Below are 24,730 nucleotides of genomic sequence, written 5' to 3' on the forward strand. Positions count from 1 at the left end.
CTGCCCCTTGTTCGCCAGATACATCGTTATCGCCGCCGTAAGGGTAGTCTTCCCGTGATCAACGTGACCTATCGTGCCGATGTTCAAATGCGGTTTTGTTCGTTCAAATTTTTCCTTGGCCATCATTCCCTCCTTAAATTAGGATATGTTTGGCAACTCCGTAAAAACGTTTGTCCTTCACAACTTTTATATTTTCTTACCTTCTCGCACCTTGCGAGAACCTGTTGCTGGAGCCCTCGGGCGGAATCGAACCGCCGACCCCATCCTTACCATGGATGTGCTCTACCGGCTGAGCTACAAGGGCGTTGATAAAATATTTTAGAATTGCACACCTCAAAATTGCACTAAACTCCACCACTAGCTTGACTTATGTCAGCTTAACAGGTGAAGTTATTACAATAATATATCTCTATAAACGAGATGTTGGAATATTGATTTTATCAAATAAGGTATTTATGTCAAGAAGAAAATGAAAAAATTTTCATTAACGTTAGATTTTTTGCCGACTTAGCCCGAAATATTTGAGATATTCAATGCCTCATCAACATAGGAAAAGATAATAACTGCAGGATAATTGCGCAATTTCCCACAAAAGGAGTTCCCGGCCCGCTCTGCGCGGGCCGGCCAAGCGGAACTCCTTTTATCTTAGGCAGCAATGAGAAATAACTGAAGTTTGTCGTGCTGCAGCTTGAGCTCTGTAAGTATCATCCTCGTAATCGGCGGAAGCGCCAGTGTTATGGCCAGGTTCATCCTGACTGCCGAAACCGGATGGACCATATTATTGACCGTCTTCTCAGTAAGAATAATATCCTTTCTAAAAAGCGAATACAACTTCTTGAGTTCATCAAGCATCTTTTTTCTTACGCGCGGATAATCCTTTTCCTCTTCCGGGCCTTTAGCTTCATCGCTCATTTTAGCGACAACAAGTCCGACCTTGCAAAGCCCTATCGCAAGAGCCGCGCCGAAATTATGAAGTGCCGTTTCTCCGCTTTCTGTAATACCCGGACCGATAAGCGCTACAGGATACTGATTATGCCGGAGATCAATATCACAATCCCTCTCCCATTCGAGCATTCTTTTTGAAAGGATCGGTATCTCGATCGCGCTCTCTCTCCTCGGTCGATTTACTCTCGCCATCAGGCCTTTACCCAAATACTGTTCAAGACGGTCGATGAAATCTTCCGCTTCCGCAGCTTGTTCCATCTGGCCCGCCAGATCCAGAGGAAGCTCTTCCCTGGTCGTTCTTAACTTCTTCTCGAAGATAAAATTGACGCCCCTCATCTGGTCGCATGAACGTATAAGATAAGACCATGTCTCCGCGCTCTCCTGGAGATCTTCCTCAGGGATCAGCGCAAGGTCTACAACAATATCTACCTCAGTCAGGCGTGATAGCTGATCGGCACCTGCTAAACATTCTTTGACGATCCGCAGAAGTCTTAGGCTTATTCGGCTGGACTTGTTCATTTTAGCCTCCAAGAGCCTTTGCCGTCTTTCCGGATCATCAGCTTTTCCTTTGTCCTCGCCAGGTTTGACTGTCTCCTGCTCTTGATCGAATTCCCGGTACGCATCGACCGCTTCGCCTACGAATATCTTTTCCGCATCCTCAACTCCGGCTATCACGGAAAACTGCTTTATGAGCCCGATAAATCCCTCCCTCTCGTGATCAGCTTCAATCATTCGGAAGTGTTTCCCAAACAAATGCTGCAATGCGCCGGATTTATCCAATAAATAGGAGGAGACATGCCACCCAGGATATTTGTCCTTTATCTCGTTTGCGAAATTCGTGAACAGTTCGGACATCACGCCCTTGCCTCTCAGTCTCGAAAAACTTTCACCACCGACCGTGCTGCCTGAAGAAATATTATGCACGAAGACCGTATCAAGATCAGGGTACACGGCAAAGTCGAACACCAAATCGAACCGGTTTAGCATAACAACATCCCGTCTCACGATGAAATCGATATCGTTGAGTAAAAATGAAGGCTTATCCACTATTATCCTGTACACGTCCCTGTCCGGATAGCTCACTTTTAGCTGCAGGACCACATAATCCTTACTGTCAGCGTACCTCAGGCGCTCGTGAAGAAGTGCGCTTGCGATATGCTCCGAATCGGCCCTGACGGATAATATTCTGGGCATCACACCGCCATTGAGCTGGGTCAGGCGCCTTTCGAACCGAGCTCCGATCAGCCCCCTGAGAAATACCTCAGGAACAGGTTTGTTTACCGGTGTCATGTGGAATAAAACCCGGCCAAAATACTCCCCTCCCAATATCGCCCCTCCCCCGAACGTCTCGGCGACAACTGACAGGTTATCCGGGAAGATATCTTGTTTTTCGTACACAGTGGAATGATTCGATACCAGAGCCGCCCCTTGGGCGGAAAGACGAGTTCCGATCTTCCGCATGATACTTCTAAAAACCCCCTCGTCCATCTTTATCGCGTGGTCAGTTCTCTGGATTACTTCTTCGGAGGCGTCTTCAAAGCTCACCGCATCGGGCGCGTTGAACAGGATAAGATCATATGAATCCTGAAGGTTCTCGAATTCGCTCCCCTGCTTAACGAGCCTTGGGAAGATGGTTGACTGGTATTCTTCTCCGGCGAGATGAAGATTTTTCCGGAGATTATCGATCCCCCGAGAATTAATGTCAATGGCATCGACATGCACTTTTCCGAACCCGATTTTTCTCGCATGGTGGGAGGCCGCCATAGCATCTATACCCGTACCGGATCCGACAACCAGTATGCGAATATCATCCCTCGCATCTTCCTTCAATCCGAGAGCGACATCCTTGACCTTTACCGCAACGGCTCTGGCAAAATGCAGACCGAGCCTGTTATCCTGTAAAGGCGAATATACCCCTTCCGCACAAGCAAGAAAGCCCACCCCGGTTAACTGCCGCATTTCATCGGCAAGCCCTCTTTGCGTATCCACTCCCAACAACTTGTAACCCTCGAAATTTGTTTGCGGGTACTCATCCAGGATATTCTCCATGTTAGCCCGGTAATACGACTTTATCTTTTCGGTCAGGTCCCTGTCCGCATCCCCTAATACGGCTCTCAGAAAAGCACGTATCATGTAATGTGGATCGCTGGTGTCTTTATGCGCGATTGAAAGAGCATCTTTTCTCAGTTTTACCGAGCACAGAACAGCGCCTTCTGCTGTTAAAAGCTGAGCCTCTCCTTCGAAAAGCCCTGTCCACCCTAAAACCTCGTTGAGGAATCCGCAAAGCCCCACGCGGTTGGTTAGCTCTGCCAGGCGCCCTGTATACCGTATTTTCAACTCGCCCATTTTTACCAGATATTCCATTATTTCATGTACCACTGCCGGCGGATTGTCTGCCAGATATCGGTGAAAAGCGATAATATTATCATTGGGTTTTGCGAAAGCGAAAAGGTCTTCCACTGTCTCCTCGAATACGCCGATATCCGGTGAAGTGGCTTCGAACAGGCGGATGATCGCTTCAAACCCGGCCTGGCTGTTTTCTGGTAAGTTCTGCATGACATTCACGCGCTCTTTCAACTCAAGCAGAAAACCCGCGTCCTGAAGCTCAAGTTCCACCTTACGCTCTTTCCGGTCGGTTCCGATGACAATAGCGACGCGTCGATCGTTTTCTATGCGGACTACTTTAGCCCGTCTGCCTATCCCGGGAGATCCTTCCTCTAATCCCTGAGGCCTCTCTTCATCCAACATACCGTTCAAGGTATCGATCGTTGCAAAGAATGAACCGCGCACTGAATCGATCTTCTTCTCGAAGGCCTGCTGGCCCGAGCTTCTCTGAGCCAACCTGAACCCCTCCTCGAACTCGCTGCTGATGAAATCCACAAGCTGTAAGGCCTTTTCGATAGTTTCCCTGCGGTAACGCGGAAGGTTGAATTTAACGAGTTTTTTAGCCTCTCTCAGATTCATAATAAGTTCATTCGTTATGCCGCTCAGCGCCTCGGGTATGACGCGCTCGACCTCGTGAAGCGATATCCACAGATCGATAAAAGCACGATCCAGCTCCGACTGGAATACCTGTATGGCATGAGGATCAGCAGCCCGGCCTAACTCCTCCAGAAAACCGCTGTCCTGGTCAAGAACAATTGTCAGACTGTCATGCAGCCTGATGAGCTGCTGCTTGTCCGCCCCCATGATCCCTGTGCAATATTCAACATCCCTGCTCAGCTGTTCCTTCTCGAAGTCACCGTCATTGCGTCCGGTCATCTCATGCGAGAGCTCATGATATAATCCAGTTAACAGAAGTCTCGTCCTGATGTTCTCATCCTTTAGCGCCAGCACGAACCTATTGATGCCGATAAAACCATTGGACAAGCCGTCTTCGAACAGGTAAGGCGACCGGTCTAACATGGCAATGGTCATCCTCTCAGGCATCATGTCTATCCGCCCCCCGCAATCTTCCAGGACTTTCTCCAAGACTATCTGCACTACGACCCCGGAAAGACCGGTTCTTCGATCTATCATCAGCTGAATTTTCCTGCCGCCTACTGTTACGCCATTCTCTTCCATTCTGCCAAGAAGGGCCATACCCTTTGCGAGTTCCTCGGACTGTCCAGGGTCACTTATATTCACCGGGACATCGTCAATCAACGAGATAGGACTGTAATAGTCGCTCTTGCGGCTGATGCTCATTCCTTCGGTATGCACGATGCGCGAACCTTTGCTGCGACCCTTTCCGTGACGGGAGTTATATTCAAGCACAGCATTCATGACATATTTGTGGGCGTCGTCACCTGCTACCTCAAGAGTGTCGCTTTCAGGATCAAGGATCAGCTCTACCGGGTCACCGGGCTTGTCCTTTCTGTATTCGATCGAACCGCCGGAACTTACCGTCACACGGAAAGGCACGCCGGGTTCGACCGGGACACCGTCTTTGAAAATAACGGTGCGCTGCTCCCTCTTGAGCATGGCTACCCTCTCTTCAAGTCTGGTGATGTTGGAGGCAACTATGAGTTTCTCGGTACGTTCCTCAAGAAGCTGCTGGATATCCTCTGAAAGCATTATCCCAGTGTCCCCGGGTTTATATTTTTCCATTTGATAGTCTATATTATGGTCTTTCAGTACCTTGTTCACTTCTAGCCGCAGATCCTCGGCCTGTTCCATGAGAACTTCCTTGTACGCGTCCTGCCCTTTTTCAACGGCTTTCCTAGCCCTGAGCTTAATCTCAGCTATCTGATAGAAGATCTGCTGTATCGTTTCAACATTCCCGTCGCTTAGATCCCGGGAAACCTCAATAAGATCCCCTTTTATCACCCTGGCCTCAACGTTCATCCGTATGTTGCCTTTATCGTCGAACTTTAATCCGGGGTTCGCATTGAAATACATTTTATCGCCGTACATCATAAGACCACGCCTGAAAAGACTTTCAAGCGTGTTAGTGTCCATCGGACCCCTCTTCGCCCCCTTTGCTTCGTCCTGATCAAAAGCAACATAGCGTGAGCTTTCCCTTCTCGTGGACCGCTTGCGGGTCTCTGATTCTGGCCCTTTAAAAGGCATCTTCCTGCTACCGATAACAACGGTCGTATCCTCCTTGGATGAAGCCGGTCTCTCAGACGTCTCCTCTGCCGTCTGCGACAACTGCATCTGCTGCTGGTGAGTTTGTATGTACTCACTGAACTTCGTGTCGAACGTACCAAACAGCTCCTTTTGAAGAACACGCAAAAGATAATGTGGTTCTTCCTGCCAGGATTCACCCCATGCCTCACCTGTAATGAATTCCATGGTATCAATGGAAGGGACAAGGGTAGCCGGATCTCTTCCTGGCAGCACTATTTCCAGGCATCCATCGACCATATTTAGCTGCATCATACCCGTACTTATGAGATATTCACCTATCTCGTGGAACTGGGCCACGGGATCGCCCGGGATATCCTTATAGAACGCCATCATCTTATTTTCGGGTGAACAGAACGCGAACAGGTCCTCGACAAGCGACCGGAAAATATGCACGGTAACATCCGAAGCTGTTACAGCCGAAAGCATCGGTCCGACAATGTCGCTGTAATTCTCCGGTTTGCCGGCTATCTCGGCTAGCCCCTTGAGCGACTCGCTCAAAACCCTCAGGTCCAGTTGGCCTCCACCGCTGAGTTCCACCTTATGCCGGTCTCCATGAGAATCTATGACCCTTGCCATCGTCTTATCTGGAGAAACCATCTCTACTCGAGCCTTTTTGCCTATTTCAGGGACCGCGGAAATACCTGGAGGCTTTTGGGCGACGAATCCGCCTAATCGCGCATACCGGTTCTCCTTACGCTTGATAAAGACCTCCTGTGCGGTAAAACCGCTGAACCCCAGCCTGGTGAAGCGAGCTTTGACGGATCTGTCCCGCTCATGGATGCCGATGAAGACCACCTTTACGCGTCCGCTCTTTATATCCGTGTATAGCTCTTGCGGATCGGCATACTCGGATTCGTTCTTCGTGGGCCCCTGCAAATGCTGATAAACCAGAACAGGTGTTATCTGCGCATCGCCCATAAAACCCCGAAGGACCGAAGGCAAAAGACCGTCTCTGAGAAGGCGTCTTATAACCTCTTTTTGAAAATCGTAACGTCCATCAAGCCCCTGTGGGTAAAGATCGCTGAAATCCAGATAAGAGACATATCCACCGGGTTTAAGCACCCTTTCTATCTCTTCTAGCAGATACTCGCGGTCCTGATTCTTTATGATCTGGCTGAGGGTCCTGTGCAGAATAATAGCGTCAACGGACCCGTCAGGAAGTGGAATGCCGTGAGCCAGGTCACACTGCTGGAAAGCATTCGCGGGATGGTCGGCGGATGAAAGTTTTTTCACTTTTTCCCATGCGGAGCGCCCCCGAACAAGCTGCATACCCTCATCTATAGTGTTCTGTTCCGCGACTTTTATGTTCGCGGGGTTTATATCCAGTCCGATCACCGGAAACCCCTTACCACTGACCCATCTGGCGAGTTGCCCCTGACCGCACCCCAGCTCGGCAACGACCATACCGTCTGTGTTTTCCCGAGAGCTCATGATCTTGATAAGCTGCCTGGGATAGGTTTCGTTATAAGGATATTCAGTGCCACTGTATCCTTCGATCTGTGAAGATGTCACGCTTACCGCGCCTTTTTTTATCGAAGGTCTCTCATGCAAGAGGATGAGCAGCGTGTCATCGAACGACCTGTTCCTGACAACGATCCGGAATCCCGCTTCCTGCGCCGCTTTTCCTATATCCGCAATATCATGGAATGTCCTGAGCATATCACTCAGGACGGTGCTTTCATAATCATACGCAGGCTCAGCAACATCTTCGGCGACCACGACCCCTCCATCCTTGAGCACTCTCGCGCATTCTGAAAAGAAGAATTTACGTGCCTTAAAATGAGCGTGCGCCCTGACGCGTATATCCTGTTCTGCATGACCGAGATGGTCGATCCCATCGGGAACGAAGTCAAGAATGTTCCTGAAGATTATCGCATCATATTGTTCACTCTCTAGCTGAAAGATTCCGTTAAAATCCATCTCAATAAGTTTCACATCATCGGCACCCGCCTTAAGTAGTAACGTTCTCAGTCTTTTAAGGGACGTTTCATCTATGTCGACCGCGTCCACCTGCGCGCCTTCACTCTTAAGCGCAAGTATGTTCCCGGGGCTTGACCCTGCCCCAAGCTCCAAGACTTTTTTACCATTAAGATTACCACCGAAAAGTTCCTTGAGGTGTGCGACAACAGATGGATACATTTGATCGTCCCTGGATCGTAGCTGGCTTTCTCCTGACACAGCTGCTTCTTCCCGGGCTTTCTCTTCGTTCTCAAGACCTTCTCTGCCTCCCTCGCGATACCCAAAAGACCCTTCTCTCTCGTAACCCCGCTGGTCTTGAGTGATGATCTCAATATCGATCTTGCTCTCATCATGTTGAATATCTGTTATGGACTTACAGCTTGAAACGATCCGGAACTTTCTCTGCATATGAAGTTCATCGAACAACCTTACTTCTATGATCGTTTTCCCTTGCTTCTTTATCGGATTGGAAACGACATCGAGCAGCCTCTTTTTGTTTACCCCAGCAACATCGCTAAGCCATTTGTCTAGTTCTGAATTGATGTCCTGAAAAGCAGGAACTTCATTTTTCAGGGCCATAGTGAGTATACAAGCAAGCTCTACCCTTATCTGTGTGTCATACTGATGACCGGTCACATCCAGTATAGGCTTGAAAATAGACTGGACCTGCAAAGCAGGAGTTCCTTGATGATCCCGGACAAAGCCCGGATGCGCCCACGTCAGGCCATGTACAGTGAGTAGACAAACCACTGCCACAGCGATGCTTTTGAACCATGATCTATGTTTCACTTTAAAGGAATTCATTATTATTATAACTATGATATGTTAGTTAAATAAAAAGTATCTTCATTATAATATAAAGCCGGCATCAGCGCAACAAAGAGTTATCTAGGTTTTGTTTTTTTAACTTATGTGTAACTATTTGCAGATACTATATTTAAGAGAATACTGGGATTTGACTCTATTGGAAAGAATATAACTGCTTTACATAAAAAATGGAGCGAGCGATGGGAATCGAACCCACGTAGGAAGCTTGGAAGGCTTCTGCACTACCATTGTGCTACGCTCGCTCCGTTCATGTTTAACTGAATAATATACACTTTCTTGTGCCGTTGTCAAGGTCTAACTCGCCTATGCTGCGTGATCCATTAACCGCACATCCAGCAGTCTATAGTTGAACTTCTTGTTCCATCGCCTTTAGAAGTGCTTTTTCAACGGCTTTCAATATGGCCGCACTGGTAAATGTCGCTCCCGTCACCGCGTCGACATTAACTGTCTGAAGTCCTATGACTCTATCGATAACTGCCTTTGCGAGTTCAACATGGGGATCTACGCGGGATTCAACTATCTTTATGTCCGTTATTCTTCCGCTGGTAACGGTCACCTTCACCCTGATCACGGATTCATCGTAATCGGCCTCTTCTGCGCTATATGTTCCATCCGGAAGATTGCCGATGTCAATCTCAGCAAACTGGGACCAAGCCCGTAAAGATAAATTCACCAGCACCACTAAGACCCCGATGAGCAATATTTTCCTCATGTCAGTTCCCTTTGCTCCTATTCATCACCGCCGAACAAAGAGCCCTCGAGCTTCTTCAGAGTCCCGCCTATTTTCCCGGCTTTCTCTGGCGAAAACAGTTTCGAAGATGAAAGTAACTTGTCCGTGATATTATCGGTGAGCTTGTTCAGCTCGAAATTCGCAAGTCTTGAAACCGTGGTCTTTGCAAGCGCTTTGACCATGATCAGACTGATCACGGATTCCAGATCGGTTATGTCATTGTAGGTCTCATCTATATTGACGTCGAACTCCTGGACCTGAGGCTGTTCCTGTTTGGAATAATCCTTGTATATAACCTTGCCCACCTTGAGCCTGAGGTTATCTATCTGGAGCTGGATATCCTCTTTGCTTTCGGGAGCCTTCTTTTGCTCTCCCTTATCCTGCGCCATCTTCAGCGAATCCAGATTGAGCTCTCCCCTGCTGTTCTTCTCAACTATGAATTCCCTGAGTTCTATATTGACCTGGCTAAGATGTACCCTGCCCTTGAAAAAAGCGAGAAGATCGTAGTCCACGTATATCTTCGGCATGTCCAGCATTATCCTATCCTTGAAACCTCTTGGATTATAAAGCCTCAGACCACGGATATCTATCATGGTCTTGATAAGGCCTACCTTGAAATCACTTATGCTTAGCTTAAGACCTGTTACGCCGGTAACTCCCCTTTCCAGCGAGAACTTGAGAATGTTGTCCTTGGTAGCCGATAACGCCAGAACGACCGCAAGCAATCCGACAAGAACATATATCCATATTTTTTTCATTACACACCGCCCTTTCTCCTGATCGAGCTGTTCGAAATAAGTTCAATTCATGGGATCAGTTAACATGCTCCCTCTCGTCTGATGACAGGTGTATACCGGTAAGTCCCTTAAGAAGTATCGCCCCGCACTGGTATATCACTGGATCGCTTTCACGTATATCACCAGACAAATCCTTGCCATAGATCTTTTCCAGATAATTTATGAGCTCCCTTCTCTGCTCGGAAGTTATACCCAGATATGTTAGCTTACCCGCCTGGTCAGCCTCGGCCTCCAGCATAGCCAGGGAAACGAGCATTGAAGAATCCCTTAAGATTTTCATAGCCATATCGATCCGGGGATATTCATCCCTTATTCGGCCGATCACCCGCGCCATCTCCTGACCCGTAAGACGTATCTGCCAAATCAGGCTTTGCTCGCGCAGTATATCGCTCAATGCCCTTATATAGCTGTCGTAGCTCTTTAATGCCAAAACAGATGCCTTTCGCACCTGCTCATCAGACGAATTCTCGTAAGGTGCCAGCGCCGTGCGCATCTCGAGCAGATCAGCCCTTGCCCGTCTGATATCCGCAATGTAATCTTCGATCGCGGCCTTTTTCCCGGGAAGATCAGCTGGTAACTCACCAAGTTTGTCTATTTCCCTGATTTTCTTGATTAAGCTCAGGCCGCTTATGAATTCCCTCGCGAACCCGTACTTGGTCATGTGCTTATCTTTTAGTCCCTCTGCACCGGAAGCAAGAAAGCACAACAACACACCAAGACATAATATCTTTAAATTACAGCTCATCGGAACCTGTCTGCCTTAATTGCTTCTGTTCTTCTAATAACCGCTGTTTGTCTTTTTCAACCTTTTCACGGAGGGCCTCCTCCCTGGCCTGGCGCTCCTTATGCTTTTTGCTCTCCTCCAGCAAGAGCTTTTCCATTTCCTCCTTCTGCTGAGCTTCCTTTTCCCTTTCTTCTTCCCAGTTAAGAAAAACCCTCCAAGTCCCGTCTTCTTTGACGAGGTCGATCCGCTGGCTTCTGACAATCTGCGGGAGATCTCCTCCGTAAGTATCCTTCAGCAATTTGACCATGCGTTTGCCGTATTCACCCTCTCTGGGGGCCTTCGTCAGATCGAACTGGGGTATGTCCATGCTTATCAGCCTGTAATCCGGTGAAGTAATTGTAAAGCTTACGCTCGCATTATCCCCTTCAATATTAATATTCCCTATGGTATATCGTGTGTACCGAAGAAGATAGCTCTTTAATGTTCCTTTCTCCCATCTCTGTTCGGGTACGGTCTGCTCAAGACTCTTGATTTGCTTGTCTTTACTTGAAATGTACCTGTAAGCTTCCTCATGCCTGCCGTTGATGGTGGCGCCAAGATACCTGGCAACCACGTACCTTACGGTCAGCTCTTCAGCATCACAACCGGATAAAGCCAGGGCGCCGAATAACAGGCTTCCCGCCATCACCAAAACCGTGATCGAACGCATATTAATCCCCTCCGCTCTCGGGTTCCTCAAAAACCCTTCCATAATCCTTTATCTCAACTATCTGGGTCTTGCCCAATCTCCATGTTCTTCCGGTCACGCTGTCGTATTTCACTGCGCCGAAAGTGCTATTTATTACGACCCTGTATCGGCCGGGAAGATTAATCCCGATGACCAGCGAAGCCGTTACCACGCTCACACCAATTACTACAGAAATAATTATCTCTTTCATGGCACCCCCATTCACAAAAGTTCAAGGTTATATCTTCTAAGCTGTTTATCCAGAGACTTCGCCCCGTCCACGATCCTGTCAAGCTGCGCCCAGAACCTTTTACCGTGATTCTTTATGCGCGTGTGCATAAGCTCATGCAGGATCACGTACTCGCAAAGCTCCCGGGGAATTGACATCAGTTTAATATTAAGTGACAAATTATTGTTGTGAGAACAGCTTCCCCACCTTGTCCTCTGACACCTTATATACAATTTACCGTACGAGAATCCATGTCTGGATGCAAGCTCCTTAACTCTTTGCGCTAATCCTATCCTGGCCTCCCTCTCATCAATTACCGAGACTTCCTTCGCAACTGAGAAATATTCGGCCTCCACCTTCTTGATCCTGGCGATATGTTTTTTTATCCAATCGACTTTGGACCGCACATATCCTTCGGCCTCGTCAAAAGAGATACCGTATGGTATCGCTACTCGCACTCCCTTGAAGGGCATAACGAAAATATTCAGGTATTTGGACCTCTTGCTTTTCTCCAATAAAACCCTTCCAATCCCCTCAATATCTATCGTCAGCGCTCTTGCCATTTAGATCAGACCTGCTCTTCTTTTTCTTTTCTTTGCCTCTGCGATTCTACAGCTTTTTTTATCTGCGCTATGCGTTCCTCGCTTATTTCCGGAAGACGGCATCTTTCGTATTCATCCAGATCAAGGAACACCTCGAGCATGGCCTCTGTGCCGTTATAGAACATACCCGTATAAATAATGCGCACTTTTTTCCTGCCGAAGACATTTTCCGCAGTAAGACATTCGGGCTTGCCGTATTTGATATCACTTCCCAGAGGACACTCGGGACATTTTTCCTGATCATCCCTTATCATCTCCCAGCATTTACTCCCCAGACGGGGGCGGCCCGCCCATTCTTCCATGGTCTTATTCATAAAAAGCATATTCCCCTGTTCATCTACGACCTGTATACCGAAAGGCAGAGTGGTAAGCACCACGTTATCGAAATCGACTATGTCACGCAAAGCCCTTTCGCTTGCTTCAAGAGCTTCCTCGAGCCTCCGGAGTTTACCGACGACCTTGGCTATAATGATACCGAAAAGAGGGAACACGATCATGATAACGACACGCAGGTAAGCATCGTGAGGAGCTACCATGGTCGCCATGGACTGCCAGAAAGTTCCCCTGAAAAAGAAAAGATAATCCACAACAGCGTCCAGGACCCACATTGAAAGGCCCGCAGCTATGGATATAAGAATTATTTTTGTCTCTATTTTCATCGCACCCCCGCTTCAACTGCCCGCAGAAACGTTTTATTCCGGATATCCTACCGGCTGGGTCAATATCACCTTCTGATCTTTTCTCAGTCCCATGAGTTCTTCCAGTGATTCTTTATCCACCCATGCGATGGCCACCGTGGCCAGACCTTCAGAAGCACAGAAAAGGTAGACATTCTGGCTGATGTAGCCAGTATCGATCGCCGAAAAAAAACTCTTGCCGCTTTTATCCGTGGGCATCCTTGAAAGATCAGCGACATATATAAGGTTCACGGGCGCTTTTTGAGTGAATTCCTGCACCCCTGTAGATTCTCTTATATCACGGGCCAGGACCGGTTCAAGAAGATTTTGCCCGGGCCTGTAAAGGTACACGCCATCCCGCATGGCCAGGTAAATATCTATTTCCTGCAGGTTCATGGCCGAAGGCGCTGTCCTCTTTCCCTCTTCGGGCCGGTTTATCCCCCAAGCCGCCCACAAAAGATCCGAGAGCACGTCAACGGGAATCTCTTTTCCACTGAAAGACCTTGTGCTTTTGCGCTCCTTTAGCGCGTCCATAAGCAGCATCCCCCGGTCGAAACGGGGCGCGGAAAGCTTGATAGCCTCAAGTTCCTCAGCGTATGCAAAATGCGGGGCAAAGATCGCTATCAGCACGAATATCACCATAATATATACTATGTAACATCTTCTCCAGGTCATGTCGCTGCCTCCCGTTCAATCGGCGCGACCGGACGGCATTGGCCTTAAGGCGCCCGTGGTCGCATCATATTCGATAAGTCCAGTTCCGGATGCGGTATAGCTAGCCCCCGGACCACGCTTTCGGTGTTCGATCTCCATTAATTCTTCCTGAACCTGTTCACGAACCGGCCTGTCCACTTCCTTGACCGCGTGATCTATCTCGCTATCGGTCTGTGCCGCGCATGTGGCCGCAAAGAATAAACCTAGGAAAAGAAAACCTGCAATCCCGGCATTCATTCCTCCCATTGAGCCCTTTCCCTTGATCGTTGCTGTATATCAAGCACCTTATCTTTGGTCTTTTTGTACGACCGGAGTTGCGTTTCACCGGCCATTTCGCCGATAAGATCCGTCTTAGCATCGCCTTCCCGGGAACCCGACCTTGTACACCCCGGCAAAAAGATAAAAAGACAAGCCAAATATATAATAGAAGCCTTCTTCATGGAATCGCTTATAATATACCTTCTGGCCATAAACCTTGCAAGTAATGCGATATTAATATTATATATAGTTGTATTGATGCAGCTTAAATAACTGCCCCCTAAAGCATGGAACATGCCGATGGCAACCTTTTATCCGTATCCTATCTGCCCATAAGCGTCAATAATAAATCCGCACCTATCGCGAGCACCGACAGTATCGATATAACAAGATAATTGAATATTTCCCTGGACCTAACGATAGATGAAAGAGAATACACGGCCGCTTCCCGCTCCTGTTGACCGAGGCGCTCGCCATTCCTTATTTTGTTTATAAGATCGTACTCTGTAACAGTTTTTCTGCGTTTTCGCGCGATCGAATATCTGTAAAGAAAGAAAAGTACATACCCGAGAACCGCTAAATACCATACCGGCCTGACCAGGTCCGGTCTCAGGTGTTCCAACACTATGATCGACCTGAACGCAAATGCACAAACAAGACCGAGCAAAAAGAAGAAGTTTATTACCCAGGAAGGGAATACATGGGGGATCTTCCGCATATTATCCTTTCAGCAGGACGTTTTCTCTCTTGAAAAAAGACAGGGAGTCGCTTGAGGCAACTCCCTGTCATGTGATCGAATCCCTGGCGCAGTTAGATGATACCAATGGCGTTTTTGCCTTTTCTTCTTTTTTCCAGTTCAGCTTCCTTATCACGTAAAGACTCGTCTTTTACTATCTCCTGGGACTTGCCCCAATGCGAAATATGTTCGGCAGCTGCCTGGAACGTACCATCGTCATAGGATTTGCTCATGGGTTTGCCCTTCTGCCCCTCTCCGGCAAAAGCTGAAACAGTGCCGAGAGCGAAAACGACAATAATCGCTAATACTGCTATCTTTTTCATTTTTCCTCCTTACATTTTAGTAAACGTATTATATTATAATACTCAAAATATACACGCTCAATAGCATATTTGCAAATACGTTATTTTTTCTTCTGCTGCTCGGCGTAAATATCACCCAGAAAGTCCCTTGCCGCTACCGTACGGGGGTTATCATCCCCGAAATACGCCTTGCAGATCATAAGATAAAGAGTAGCCTGTTCAGCCGCCAATTCGTACTTGTTCTGGTCAAAATACGCCCGTGCCAGAAAAAGGTAAACATTGCCAAGACGGTAATCACCCTCCCCAAGTATGGGCTCGCCTATTTTGAGGGACCACAAAAGGACTTCTTCCGCTTTTGCGGGCATCCTGGCCTCCATGTAGAGAATTCCCAGAAGCAGGAACCTTTCGGCTACCCTGAGGTGATCCGGGTGATACAGCTCGATGGTCAGTCGTAATGCCTCCTTGAACAGTTCTTCGGCTTTTTGATAATCCCCTTTTTTGATGAGGTCAGGGACCTTGGCGTCTATCTGAGCGATCCTTTCCCTTTTCTCACGAAGCAATCTTTTACCGGACCTTGTTTTGCGTTTCTGCTGCGAAGGTCTTTGCTTCAGGGCTTCCTTTACCAAATCGTCCCACTGGTCCGCGTTTGCACCGAGCGTTGTTACCGCGAATATGACCGCAGTCACCGCAAGAATTTTCCTCATATTTGCCGCCCTTTCCTCCGCATCAATACGGCTTGATCTGCCTGTTCTTTTTTATAAGCCAGCTGACGAACCTCCCGAACCAATAGCCAGCGTAAAGCGCCACCACCAGAATATCCACCGTCCTATGAAAGGAATATGTAGGCTTGACGTGCAGAGTCACTAACAGATTGAGGATAAACCACATAAGAAAAAAAGATACGATTATATAGCCTTCCCTGTAGATTATCTTCTTGAAAGTGGTAAAATCCATACATCCCTCCTTGATTTCAGGTCCTCGCCCGGAGATATTCGCCGAGCTTCAGGCAGACAAACCAGATCACAGGTACTAATTTTACGGGAATTACGACCAGAAAGACCCATGCTATCAAGGTCTCGATACCGATCAAAAGCATCGTTACGGTCGCACTGCCGGATACGTAGATCTCATAGGAAGCCCGGCACAGGTTAAGATAATACAAAAAATGACTGATAGCCCACGCGCTGCAGGTGATTATCCACACAAGGACAATGACCTGATAGACCCTGTCGAGAAAGTTCTGTTCTTTAAAACGCCTGAAGAGATCATTCAGAATATCGGCTATGCCCATTTATTCGCTCCAGATCTTCATGGCTGAAAAGGTCGCCCAGCGGGTGTACCATAAAGATATCTCAACCTTTCTTCCTCCCGATTAAAATCGAACCTGGCCCTTGCTATCTGCAAGTTGATCTGAGGGTTCTCCCTGTCTGTTCTCTTGTAATGGATAAAATAATATTCTATCCGGGCAAGAAGCTTATTCATAAGTTCATGCAGCTTTATGCCCTCCTCGGGCACCGGCTCCACCAGTTTATTATACTCGTGCTTCAGGAGATTTACCTTTGCGAGAGCTTTGTCCGGATGAATATACCCTTCACTGAATTCCAGAAAGAGGTCATCCAGATATTCGTTAACATCCGTTACTATGTGCAGCTGATACCTGATAGCTTCCACGTCCGGTTGATGTGCGGGCTTCTGACCGCATACCGATACCGGAATGGACACGGCTGCACAAAGTGCCAATATTATACATATAAAAGATTTCATATATATGATTTTACTCTGATGGAACGGACTTTACAAGGGCTTATGTGGAAAGACACTATAAAAGGGACAAGGCATACGGCAAGCTCGTGGGTGTTCCCTAATCGAAGCGAGAACATTCTAAATGTTTTTCTCCACACACCTGATAAGTTTTTTTACCTGTAAAGGCTTGGATAAAAGCATAAGACCCGGCTTCTCATCTTCGGCAACGAAATCAAATAAACCCGATACGTAAACAATTGGAATATCCCCCGAAGAATTATCCCGCCTGATCAGCTCAGCGATATGTGGTCCATCCATATACGGAAGGAGAACATCCAGCAATATCAAGTCCGGCTGGACTTTTCTGACGGTGTCAAGCACCCTTGCTGCATTATTCTCTATATCCACCTTATACTGTCCGGTCTGCTCAAGAGCTTCTTTCACCATTTCGGTAAAGCCTTCCTCGTCATCAATGACAAGAATCTTCTTTTTCACTAAGGGGCAACTACCCATAAATACCCTCCCTTTACTTTCTCTTAAATTATACATAGGGATTGTTAAAATAAAGTTAAAATCTTCTTAAATAGCAGAAAATATAATAGTTTAAGTAAAAAGAGGCAGATAAGGCGATTCAAGAAAAAAGCCACCAAATGCAGGTGGCTTTTTATATAGTGGTGGGGAGAGGAGGATTTGAACCTCCGTAGGCTAAAGCCGACAGATTTACAGTCTGCTCCGATTGACCACTCCGGCATCTCCCCTGATTTATAATAGAACAACGCACTAAAGGCGTATTCTATATTATTATTCTCTATTTGTAAAGAGCTTTGTACTTGGAAAATGGAGCCGGCGGAGGGATTCGAACCCCCGACCAGAGGTTTACAAAACCCCTGCTCTACCCCTGAGCTACGCCGGCATTAAACAAATACAGTGTCCGTTCAATGTGATAAGTATATCACAATATGTTATTTATTCAACACCCTATTTACACGGAATAAGTCCGAATGACGGGGAAAATCTAACTCTTTTTCAATGGAAGGAGTATGGTGGCAGTGGTGCCCTCGCCTTTTTCGCTGGAGAATGAAAGCTCCCCGCCGTGGGCCTTTACTATATTGTAACATAAAGGCAGGCCCAGTCCGGTCCCCTTTTCTTTTGTGGTAAAGAATGGATCGAATAGCTTCTTCATATGCTCCTCGTCTATTCCGCTACCGGTATCCTCTATCTTAATGCGAAACATGTTGTCCTGCACGTCGGTCTTGACCTTAAGCCTCCCACCTTCAGGCATGGCATCAGCTGAATTGTTAATTAAATTCAGAAAGACCTCGTGCAGACTTTTCTCATCCGCCTCCACCAGGATCGGAGAAGAAACATAATCTTTTTCTATCTTAATGTTCTTCAGGGAAAACGGGTGCTCCACCAGACTCAGAACATAATCGATGCTCTCATTGATATTCACCTGCTTGTAATCACCCTTGCTCGGTTTGGAAAAATACAGGAACTTGTGCATAAGCTCATTAGCCCTTTGGGCCTGATCATGGATTATCTCCAACGCGCCTTTTATCTCTTCGTTGCCCGGCTCTTCCATCAGGGCTATCTGCGCTCTTCCCGATATCACCTGTAGAGGATTCTTTATCTCATGCGCCATATCCGCCATCATTTCGCCTATCTGGGCGAATCTCTGGGTGGTCTTCAGTTTTTTCCTGTAAGTCAGGTTCCTCAAAATGGCTTGAACGGCTATGATCTTCCCCTCTTTTTTCAACGGAATGCCCCTAAGCTCGTACGGCACCAGATTTCCATCCTTGGTCACACCTTCCACCTCGACAATGGGAGACTCTCCTTTTCTTAACACCTTGTTCATCGCTGCCATTGTCTTCGGTACGGACGACTTCGAAATAATGCCGCTGGTAAATACGTTCTTGCCCATCATCTCCTGTCTGCTGTATTTGCTTTCTTCCTCGAACTTCCTATTGAGATCAAGAAATTTGCCTTTAGGGTCGACTATTGCGATAAGGTCCGCAGCGCTCTCAAAGAACATCCTGTATTTTTCCTCGCTTTCCTTCAGCGCTCTTTCCGTCTTTTTTTGTTCGGTGATCACCCGGAAATAAACAGAAATACCTCTCTGGCTCGGATAGACCCTGACATCGAACCAGTCGCAATACGGTTCCACCCCGAAATAAGTTTCAAAGAATAACGGCTGTTTATTCTGCAGCGCCCATTTGTATTTTTCTTCGAAGACGGAATTCTTCGCCTCGGGAAAAGCTTCCAGTAAATTCTTTCCGACAACCTCTTCCTTCTTTCTTCCCAGCATTTCCTGTGCCGCTTTATTGAAGTAAAGAACTACCATTCTCTCGTCAAGGACCATAAAACCATCCGATATGCTCTGCAGTATATCTTTCATGAACTTATTTGCATTATCGAGCTCTTTCTCGGTCCTCCTCCTCGATCCGCGCATTCGGGATTCTTCCATCTCCCGTTCTACGGCTGGATAAAGGCGTGCCAGTTTGCCCTTGACCATGTAATCGCTGGCGCCATTCTTCAACATCTTGACCGCTATTTCTTCACCTATGGTTCCGGATACCACTATGAAAGGCAGGTCTATCGCTTTCTCCTTCAACAGTTCCAGCGCGTCCTCACCGCTGAATTCCGGCAATTTGTAATCAGCGATGATTATATCCCACTGCCCTTCGTCGAGCGCGCGCGACATCTGTTCGCGAGTTTCCACCCTTTTTACCTCCGGAAGGAATCCTCCCTTTTGCAGTTCATGTTCGACCATGAGAGCGTCGTCAGCCGAGTCTTCCACCATTAGAACCCGTATTTTTTTTGCCATCTCATACTCCTGTGCATAGATCTTCCGTTTGTATGTGCAGTGAACCTCTTTCTCGTTCTATGTTCCCTGACAAAGCAATAAGATCTGCCTTACCCTTAACTGGTATGGTCTAAAGATCCTTCCGCACAAGTTGCTGATTTATCGGATATGGTAAAATAAAATGTCGCTCCCCTGCTTGGCCTGCTGTCCGCCCAGACACGACCGCCATGTCGGCTGATTATTCGCTTTACAGTAGCCAAACCTATTCCCGTGCCCGGAAAATCCTTCTGCGAATGAACCCTCTGGAAAGGGCCGAATATCCTGTCAGCATAGGCCATATTGAAACCGACGCCATTATCCCTGACAAAGACAGCTTTTTCCCCGCCGATATCAACTGATCCCACTTCAACACGGGCTTGCTTTTTGCGTTCTGAAAATTTACAGGCGTTCTCCAGAAGATTTTCCATAACGATGCGCATCAATCTTTGGTCCGCTCTCACTTTAAGACCAGGGGCTATTAGAAAATCTATATTCTTTCCCGAATAACGGGTTTTAAGGTCCTCCACCAGATCCGCCGCGATATCGCTGAGATTTACCGTCCTGCGGTTGAGATCCTGCCGGGTAACCTTCGACAGCGTAAGGATGTCGTCAATGAGCCGTCCCATGTGCTGGCATGAACTGCGTATGCGCCGCAAATGATCCGCCCCCTTTTGGTCCAACTTCTCAGAGTAATCTTCCAGGAGAATGCGGCTGAACCCGTCCATGCTCCTTAAAGGAGCTCTCAGATCATGTGATACAGAATAACTGAAAGCTTCAAGCTCCTTGTTGGCTTCGCCAAGTTCTCTGGTCCTTTCTTCGACCAGTTCCTCTAAATGCTGGCGATATGCTTCAAGTTCGAATTCAGCCATTTTCAGGTCGGTTATGTCCTTGATATGCTCAATAATACCCACCATTTCACCTTGAGCATTCCTGAAAGGATACGAGGAAAGAAGCATCCAGCCCTCGGGGTTTTCCTCAGAGGGGTAAGGGACCACGGCCGATTCCATCTGTCCGGTCTGGAAGGTTTTAACCGAAGGGCACCAGGGACACACATCGCTTCTCTGCTGATAAACCTCATAACACTTCTTGCCTACGATCGGAATGGCATACTCATGCATCCGTTCGATCCATAAATTCGTTTTCACCACGTTAAGATCCTTGTCCAATATGCTTATTCCGTCCTGTATACCGTCAAAGACCGATTGCAGGAACCTTTCACTGTCCTTGAGCTCGTTCTCTATCAATTTACGCCGCGTGATATCATGCGCGTAAAGATTGACATAATCCGAATCGGTGATCGGCGCTACATGAACGGAGAAGAAACGACTGTTCGAACGCGACTCCTCCAGACTGTTCTCCCCGGTCCTTAAAGCATCTTTTATTATTTCGATCCATTCATCCGGCACTGTTTTGCCTGTCGCGGTTTTCCAGCTTTTCAGTAGTCCTTCCGAAGATTCATTGGCGTATAATATTCTCCCCTGGCTGTCCACGCGCAGGACCGGACTGGGGTCTTCCGAAAGGAACTTCGCAAGATTCTGTATCTCTTGCTCCTTCTGCTTGAGTTCGGTAATATCCGTGATCACATTCGCATAATATTCAGGATTACCTTCTGCGTCCTTTATGATGAAAATGTTCTCGATTACCGGGGTCTTCCTCCCCTCCGCTGAAAGAAGGACCGCCTCCCCGGTCCAATGACCTTTTTCTAATACTTTTTCCCGAACACTTGTGACAAAATTTTCATAAGACTCTTTCGAATAATAATCTCTCAGATGCTTTTTGTAACAGTCGCCGGGACTCTCCTCACCGAACATCCGGCAAAGAGCCGGGTTGACATAGACCACTCGGCCCTGCATATTTGCCATGCCCAAACCTTGCCCGGCAGCTTCGGCAAATCGCCTGAACATAATGTCCGGGGTTAGGTTCTCTCTTGCAGGAACTGGTTTTTTTGTCTTATTTTCTTTTCCAGCCATGTTCTCCTGTCACACTTTCTACAGCAAAAAAGGCAATACCACTATCAAAGCGGCATTGCCTTCAGTTTATATTAATCATATCCTTCCATTGCATCCCCCCATCAATGAAAAGGTTTCAGGGGTCTTGCCCTATATACCGGCCCTGTCAAATGCCTCCGGCAAAAGGTCCAGTATATCAGAAGCTGTCATGCTGAACTGCCCGACTTCTTCTGCGGCAATATCCCCAGCCGTACCATGGAGATAAACGGCACAAACGCTCGCCGAATAATCATCAATGCCCTGCCCGATAAAGGAAGCTATCATGCCCGTCAGCACATCACCTGTGCCGCCTGAGGCCATGCCTGAATTACCTGTCTGGTTAACATACACCTTCCCGTCGGGACTTGCGACAACAGTCCCGTACCCCTTAAGCACAACAACCGTTTCAGTTACCTCAGCTATGCTTTTGGTGATATCTTCCCTGTTTGCCTGTATGTCCGTGGCCGTCTTACCGGTCAAGCGGGCAAGCTCCCCCGGGTGAGGTGTAATAACGGTCCTGAAAGATCTTTTGCCTAGAATATCAATATCCCCCTCCAGACAATTTATCCCATCAGCATCAAGCACCAGAGGTATCTCAATCTCATTCAAAAGGTCCTTAACGAGAGTTTTCGTGCTGTCAGCGGTACCCATCCCCGGCCCCATTGCAACAACATCACATTTCTTAGAAAATGCGAGTATATCGGCCTTGGCCTTATGCCCAAGTGCCTGCTCCGGAGTTTCATGCAGAGGCAAGGTCATGACCTCGGTAAGTTTGACTTCCATCACCGGGTTCAGAGATTCTGGTATGCCATTAATTACCAACCCGCTTCCCGAATGAAGCGCCCCCTGCGAGCAAAGAAAAGCCGCACCGGTCATCCCTCTAGAGCCAGCAAGTACAAGGACCTTACCATAATCGCCTTTATGCGAATCCTTGCGCCTGGAAGGAATCTTATCTATGTGTTCACGTACCATTTTTCACCACCATCGCGTTTGAGGTCGCAAGCTCGTGAGTATGGGAAATACTGACAAAAACCCGCGACAGTTCATATTTATTCATCAATTCCTTTGCCTGGCCGTGCAGAACGGCGTAGGGTTTCCCGTCTTCGGCATTGAGTATCTCTATTTCCGCCCAGTTCAGGCCTATGCGGGCTCCGTCAGGAAGCGCCTTTTTAACGGCTTCCTTGGCCGCGAACTTGCCGGCCATGTGCATGTAATAGCCTTTTCTGTTCTTACCGACGGCATGCTTAAGCTCTTTGTCGGTGAATATCCGCTCAAGGAACGGTTCCCCGTGTTTGTTGACCGCATTCTGGAACCTTTCGATCTCGATCGCGTCTATGCCTATGCCCTGAACGTTCATCGTATTGATTCTTTCATCATCCTGACCGCTTCGGCCAAACCGACGAACACCGACCTGGAAATTATCGAATGGCCTATATTAAGCTCGTACATCCCGTCAATGGCCGCTATCGGCTCAACATTCTGATAAGTAAGGCCGTGCCCGGCGCAGACGGTTATGTCCTTGCCCCTCGCGTAAGATGATACCTTCTCCAGAACGTTCAGCTCGCCTTTATGATCACCTCCGGAATGGAATTGCTCGGCATACCCTCCAATATGGAACTCGACCATCTTCACACCGCTATCCACAGCGGCATCCACCTGGGAGACCTCAGGGTCAATGAAAAGGCTTACCGTGATGCCTGATCTTTGCAGAGCGCCCACGACCTCTTTAACCCTTTTCATATTACCCACAACATCCAATCCGCCTTCAGTTGTTATTTCCTGCCTGTTCTCGGGAACGATCGTGGCCTGGTCTGGTTTTATCCGGCAGGCTATATCCAGTATCTCACTATCAACGGACATCTCAAGATTGAGTCGCGTGGTAACAGCGTCTTTTATCCTTTCAAGATCAGTATCGTTTATATGGCGCCTGTCCTTACGTAAATGGCAGACTATACCGTCGCACCCTGCCTTCTCGCATTCGTAAACGGCTTCCACGGGATCTGGCTCGAAGGTTTTTCTGGCTTCCCTGATAGTGGCCACGTGATCGATATTGACGCCGAGTTTAGTCATCTATTTCTGCTCCTCACCTGCGGATTCCACCGGAAGATAAACGTCAACGACTTCATCATCGAACTGCAGGAACTTGACATCCGACCTCAGTCCGAGCTGCAACCTTGCGCTTCGGGTATACTCACCAAGGTTTATCTTCTCCGTCCTTAGCTCATCCACCGACTCTATCACTTCACTGGGGCCAAAAATAGATACTCTTGCGGGCTCGACTTTAACCTTATCAAAGACGACCCTGTATCCCTGTGGGGATTTTCCCCAGAACACAGGTTTTACAGGGACCTGCTTTACCACGAAATTGAATCTGGAAAAGATCTCTTCGGAAGTCTCCTCTTTCTGGATATAAGTATCGGTATTGACGACATCGAAGACGTAGAACCATGTCGCTACAGCTAATGCCAGCGCAATAAGCTTGGCCCAGAAATTATTCAGAATGATCTTTCCCCATCTCATGCATTGTCTCCGATCATCTTCTTCTTTTGCATAATTCTTCTTATGATAGCTGGAACGGATCTTTTTCGTTCTTTCGGCACATATACCCTCTCCAGGACCCTACTGAGACTCTTCGATTCAATATCCCTGGTCATTTTGCCGCCTACCGCGATGGAAATGCCCCCGGTCTCTTCGCTTACCACTATTATGACCGAATCGGTATCTTCGCTGAGCCCCAGGGCCGCTCTGTGCCTGGTGCCCATGGTTTTTGGAACTTCTGGGTTTTGCGTGAGTGGAAAAAGGCAGGCTGCGGCCTCTATGCGCTGCTCTGAAACAATGACACCCCCGTCGTGCAGTGGCGTGCTTGGATCAAAGATCGTATTGATAAGTTCGCTCGTCACCGTAGAATCGATCGTTACCCCACTTTCTACATAACGGCGCAGCCCTATTTCCCTTTCAATGGCGATAAGCGCACCGGTCTTTTTTTTCGAGAGGACCACGGCAGCCTTGGCTATCTCACTCAGGGTCTCTTTTTCCCCTGAAAAGATCCCGAACCTGCCGATCCTGGCGAGCCCACGCCGTATCTCTGGCTGAAAAATAATAAGAAAGGCTATCACCGAGATCGCAAGGAGTCTCGTCAGGAGCCAGTTTATGATAACAAGATTAAGCCCCTTGCTCAAAAGCACCACGAAAGATATTATGATGAGTCCCTTGAGAACCTGCTCGGCGGCAGTGCCCTTTAACAAGAGATACACCATGTAATAAACTCCCCAAAGTATCAGTACCTCAAGAACTATTTCCCATGACATGAATACCATA

Annotated in this window: 25 protein-coding genes and 4 tRNA genes; all 29 read right to left on the minus strand. The window is 47.7% G+C overall.

Going from position 1 to position 24,730, the window contains the following annotated elements:
* On the minus strand, positions 1-123 hold a 123-nt coding region (gene tuf, locus GF409_02520; GenBank protein ID MBD3426090.1), incomplete at its 3' end, for an elongation factor Tu.
* A 105-nt stretch (positions 124-228) separates the two neighbouring features.
* A tRNA-Thr gene (locus GF409_02525) sits at positions 229-304 on the minus strand.
* 341 nt (positions 305-645) lie between these two features.
* Positions 646-8,319, minus strand: coding sequence for a methyltransferase domain-containing protein (locus GF409_02530; protein MBD3426091.1), 7,674 nt, complete (start codon positions 8,317-8,319; stop codon positions 646-648).
* A gap of 192 nt (positions 8,320-8,511) precedes the next feature.
* Positions 8,512-8,585: transfer RNA gene (locus GF409_02535), tRNA-Gly, on the minus strand.
* Positions 8,586-8,683: 98 nt separating this feature from the next.
* Complete coding sequence (locus GF409_02540) at positions 8,684-9,055, minus strand: FMN-binding protein (GenBank protein MBD3426092.1); 372 nt, start codon at positions 9,053-9,055, stop codon at positions 8,684-8,686.
* 17 nt (positions 9,056-9,072) lie between these two features.
* On the minus strand, positions 9,073-9,831 hold the full coding sequence (locus tag GF409_02545) for a hypothetical protein (protein MBD3426093.1): 759 nt from the start codon (positions 9,829-9,831) through the stop codon (positions 9,073-9,075).
* 55 nt (positions 9,832-9,886) lie between these two features.
* Positions 9,887-10,531, minus strand: coding sequence for a hypothetical protein (locus GF409_02550; GenBank protein MBD3426094.1), 645 nt, complete (start codon positions 10,529-10,531; stop codon positions 9,887-9,889).
* A gap of 73 nt (positions 10,532-10,604) precedes the next feature.
* Positions 10,605-11,303: a hypothetical protein gene (locus tag GF409_02555; protein MBD3426095.1), complete on the minus strand. Its 699-nt coding sequence runs from the start codon at positions 11,301-11,303 to the stop codon at positions 10,605-10,607.
* Position 11,304: 1 nt separating this feature from the next.
* Positions 11,305-11,532 (minus strand): hypothetical protein, encoded by a 228-nt coding sequence (locus GF409_02560; GenBank protein ID MBD3426096.1) that lies wholly within the window; start codon positions 11,530-11,532, stop codon positions 11,305-11,307.
* 11 nt (positions 11,533-11,543) lie between these two features.
* Positions 11,544-12,113 carry a DUF45 domain-containing protein gene (locus GF409_02565; GenBank protein MBD3426097.1) on the minus strand — a complete coding sequence of 190 codons (570 nt, stop codon included), beginning with the start codon at positions 12,111-12,113 and terminating at the stop codon, positions 11,544-11,546.
* Positions 12,114-12,118: 5 nt separating this feature from the next.
* Positions 12,119-12,811: a hypothetical protein gene (locus GF409_02570; protein ID MBD3426098.1), complete on the minus strand. Its 693-nt coding sequence runs from the start codon at positions 12,809-12,811 to the stop codon at positions 12,119-12,121.
* A gap of 33 nt (positions 12,812-12,844) precedes the next feature.
* Positions 12,845-13,483, minus strand: coding sequence for a SagB/ThcOx family dehydrogenase (locus GF409_02575; GenBank protein ID MBD3426099.1), 639 nt, complete (start codon positions 13,481-13,483; stop codon positions 12,845-12,847).
* 36 nt (positions 13,484-13,519) lie between these two features.
* The gene (locus GF409_02580; protein MBD3426100.1) at positions 13,520-13,780 is read right to left on the minus strand and encodes a hypothetical protein; all 261 of its coding nucleotides are present in this window, start codon (positions 13,778-13,780) and stop codon (positions 13,520-13,522) included.
* Positions 13,781-14,123: 343 nt separating this feature from the next.
* On the minus strand, positions 14,124-14,519 hold the full coding sequence (locus GF409_02585) for a hypothetical protein (protein MBD3426101.1): 396 nt from the start codon (positions 14,517-14,519) through the stop codon (positions 14,124-14,126).
* A 92-nt stretch (positions 14,520-14,611) separates the two neighbouring features.
* Positions 14,612-14,860, minus strand: a complete 249-nt coding sequence (locus GF409_02590) for a hypothetical protein (GenBank protein MBD3426102.1) — start codon at positions 14,858-14,860, stop codon at positions 14,612-14,614.
* 80 nt (positions 14,861-14,940) lie between these two features.
* Complete coding sequence (locus GF409_02595; GenBank protein ID MBD3426103.1) at positions 14,941-15,543, minus strand: tetratricopeptide repeat protein; 603 nt, start codon at positions 15,541-15,543, stop codon at positions 14,941-14,943.
* A 22-nt stretch (positions 15,544-15,565) separates the two neighbouring features.
* The gene (locus GF409_02600; protein ID MBD3426104.1) at positions 15,566-15,793 is read right to left on the minus strand and encodes a hypothetical protein; all 228 of its coding nucleotides are present in this window, start codon (positions 15,791-15,793) and stop codon (positions 15,566-15,568) included.
* Between the two features lie 16 nt (positions 15,794-15,809).
* On the minus strand, positions 15,810-16,130 hold the full coding sequence (locus GF409_02605; GenBank protein ID MBD3426105.1) for a hypothetical protein: 321 nt from the start codon (positions 16,128-16,130) through the stop codon (positions 15,810-15,812).
* Positions 16,131-16,147: 17 nt separating this feature from the next.
* Positions 16,148-16,510: a hypothetical protein gene (locus GF409_02610; protein MBD3426106.1), complete on the minus strand. Its 363-nt coding sequence runs from the start codon at positions 16,508-16,510 to the stop codon at positions 16,148-16,150.
* A 210-nt stretch (positions 16,511-16,720) separates the two neighbouring features.
* Positions 16,721-17,131, minus strand: a complete 411-nt coding sequence (locus GF409_02615; protein ID MBD3426107.1) for a response regulator — start codon at positions 17,129-17,131, stop codon at positions 16,721-16,723.
* Between the two features lie 123 nt (positions 17,132-17,254).
* Positions 17,255-17,340 (minus strand) — tRNA-Tyr (locus GF409_02620).
* An 80-nt stretch (positions 17,341-17,420) separates the two neighbouring features.
* A tRNA-Thr gene (locus GF409_02625) sits at positions 17,421-17,495 on the minus strand.
* A gap of 102 nt (positions 17,496-17,597) precedes the next feature.
* A complete protein-coding gene (locus GF409_02630) occupies positions 17,598-19,406 on the minus strand; it encodes a PAS domain S-box protein (GenBank protein MBD3426108.1) in 1,809 nt (602 codons plus the stop codon).
* Positions 19,407-19,501: 95 nt separating this feature from the next.
* Positions 19,502-21,394 (minus strand): PAS domain-containing protein, encoded by a 1,893-nt coding sequence (locus GF409_02635; GenBank protein MBD3426109.1) that lies wholly within the window; start codon positions 21,392-21,394, stop codon positions 19,502-19,504.
* Between the two features lie 129 nt (positions 21,395-21,523).
* Positions 21,524-22,384 carry an NAD(P)H-hydrate dehydratase gene (locus GF409_02640; GenBank protein ID MBD3426110.1) on the minus strand — a complete coding sequence of 287 codons (861 nt, stop codon included), beginning with the start codon at positions 22,382-22,384 and terminating at the stop codon, positions 21,524-21,526.
* Complete coding sequence (acpS, locus tag GF409_02645) at positions 22,374-22,769, minus strand: holo-[acyl-carrier-protein] synthase (GenBank protein MBD3426111.1); 396 nt, start codon at positions 22,767-22,769, stop codon at positions 22,374-22,376. The genes GF409_02640 and acpS overlap by 11 nt, the downstream gene beginning before the upstream one ends.
* Positions 22,766-23,482 (minus strand): pyridoxine 5'-phosphate synthase, encoded by a 717-nt coding sequence (locus GF409_02650; GenBank protein ID MBD3426112.1) that lies wholly within the window; start codon positions 23,480-23,482, stop codon positions 22,766-22,768. The genes acpS and GF409_02650 overlap by 4 nt, the downstream gene beginning before the upstream one ends.
* Positions 23,483-23,932, minus strand: coding sequence for a hypothetical protein (locus tag GF409_02655; protein MBD3426113.1), 450 nt, complete (start codon positions 23,930-23,932; stop codon positions 23,483-23,485).
* Entirely contained in the window at positions 23,929-24,729 is an 801-nt protein-coding gene (locus tag GF409_02660) for a TIGR00159 family protein (protein MBD3426114.1), read from the minus strand. The genes GF409_02655 and GF409_02660 overlap by 4 nt, the downstream gene beginning before the upstream one ends.
* Between the last annotated feature and the right edge of the window lies 1 nt (position 24,730).

It is taken from the genome of Candidatus Omnitrophota bacterium (assembly GCA_014728045.1).
Classification (GTDB): Bacteria; Omnitrophota; Gorgyraeia; order Tantalellales; family Tantalellaceae; genus WJMH01.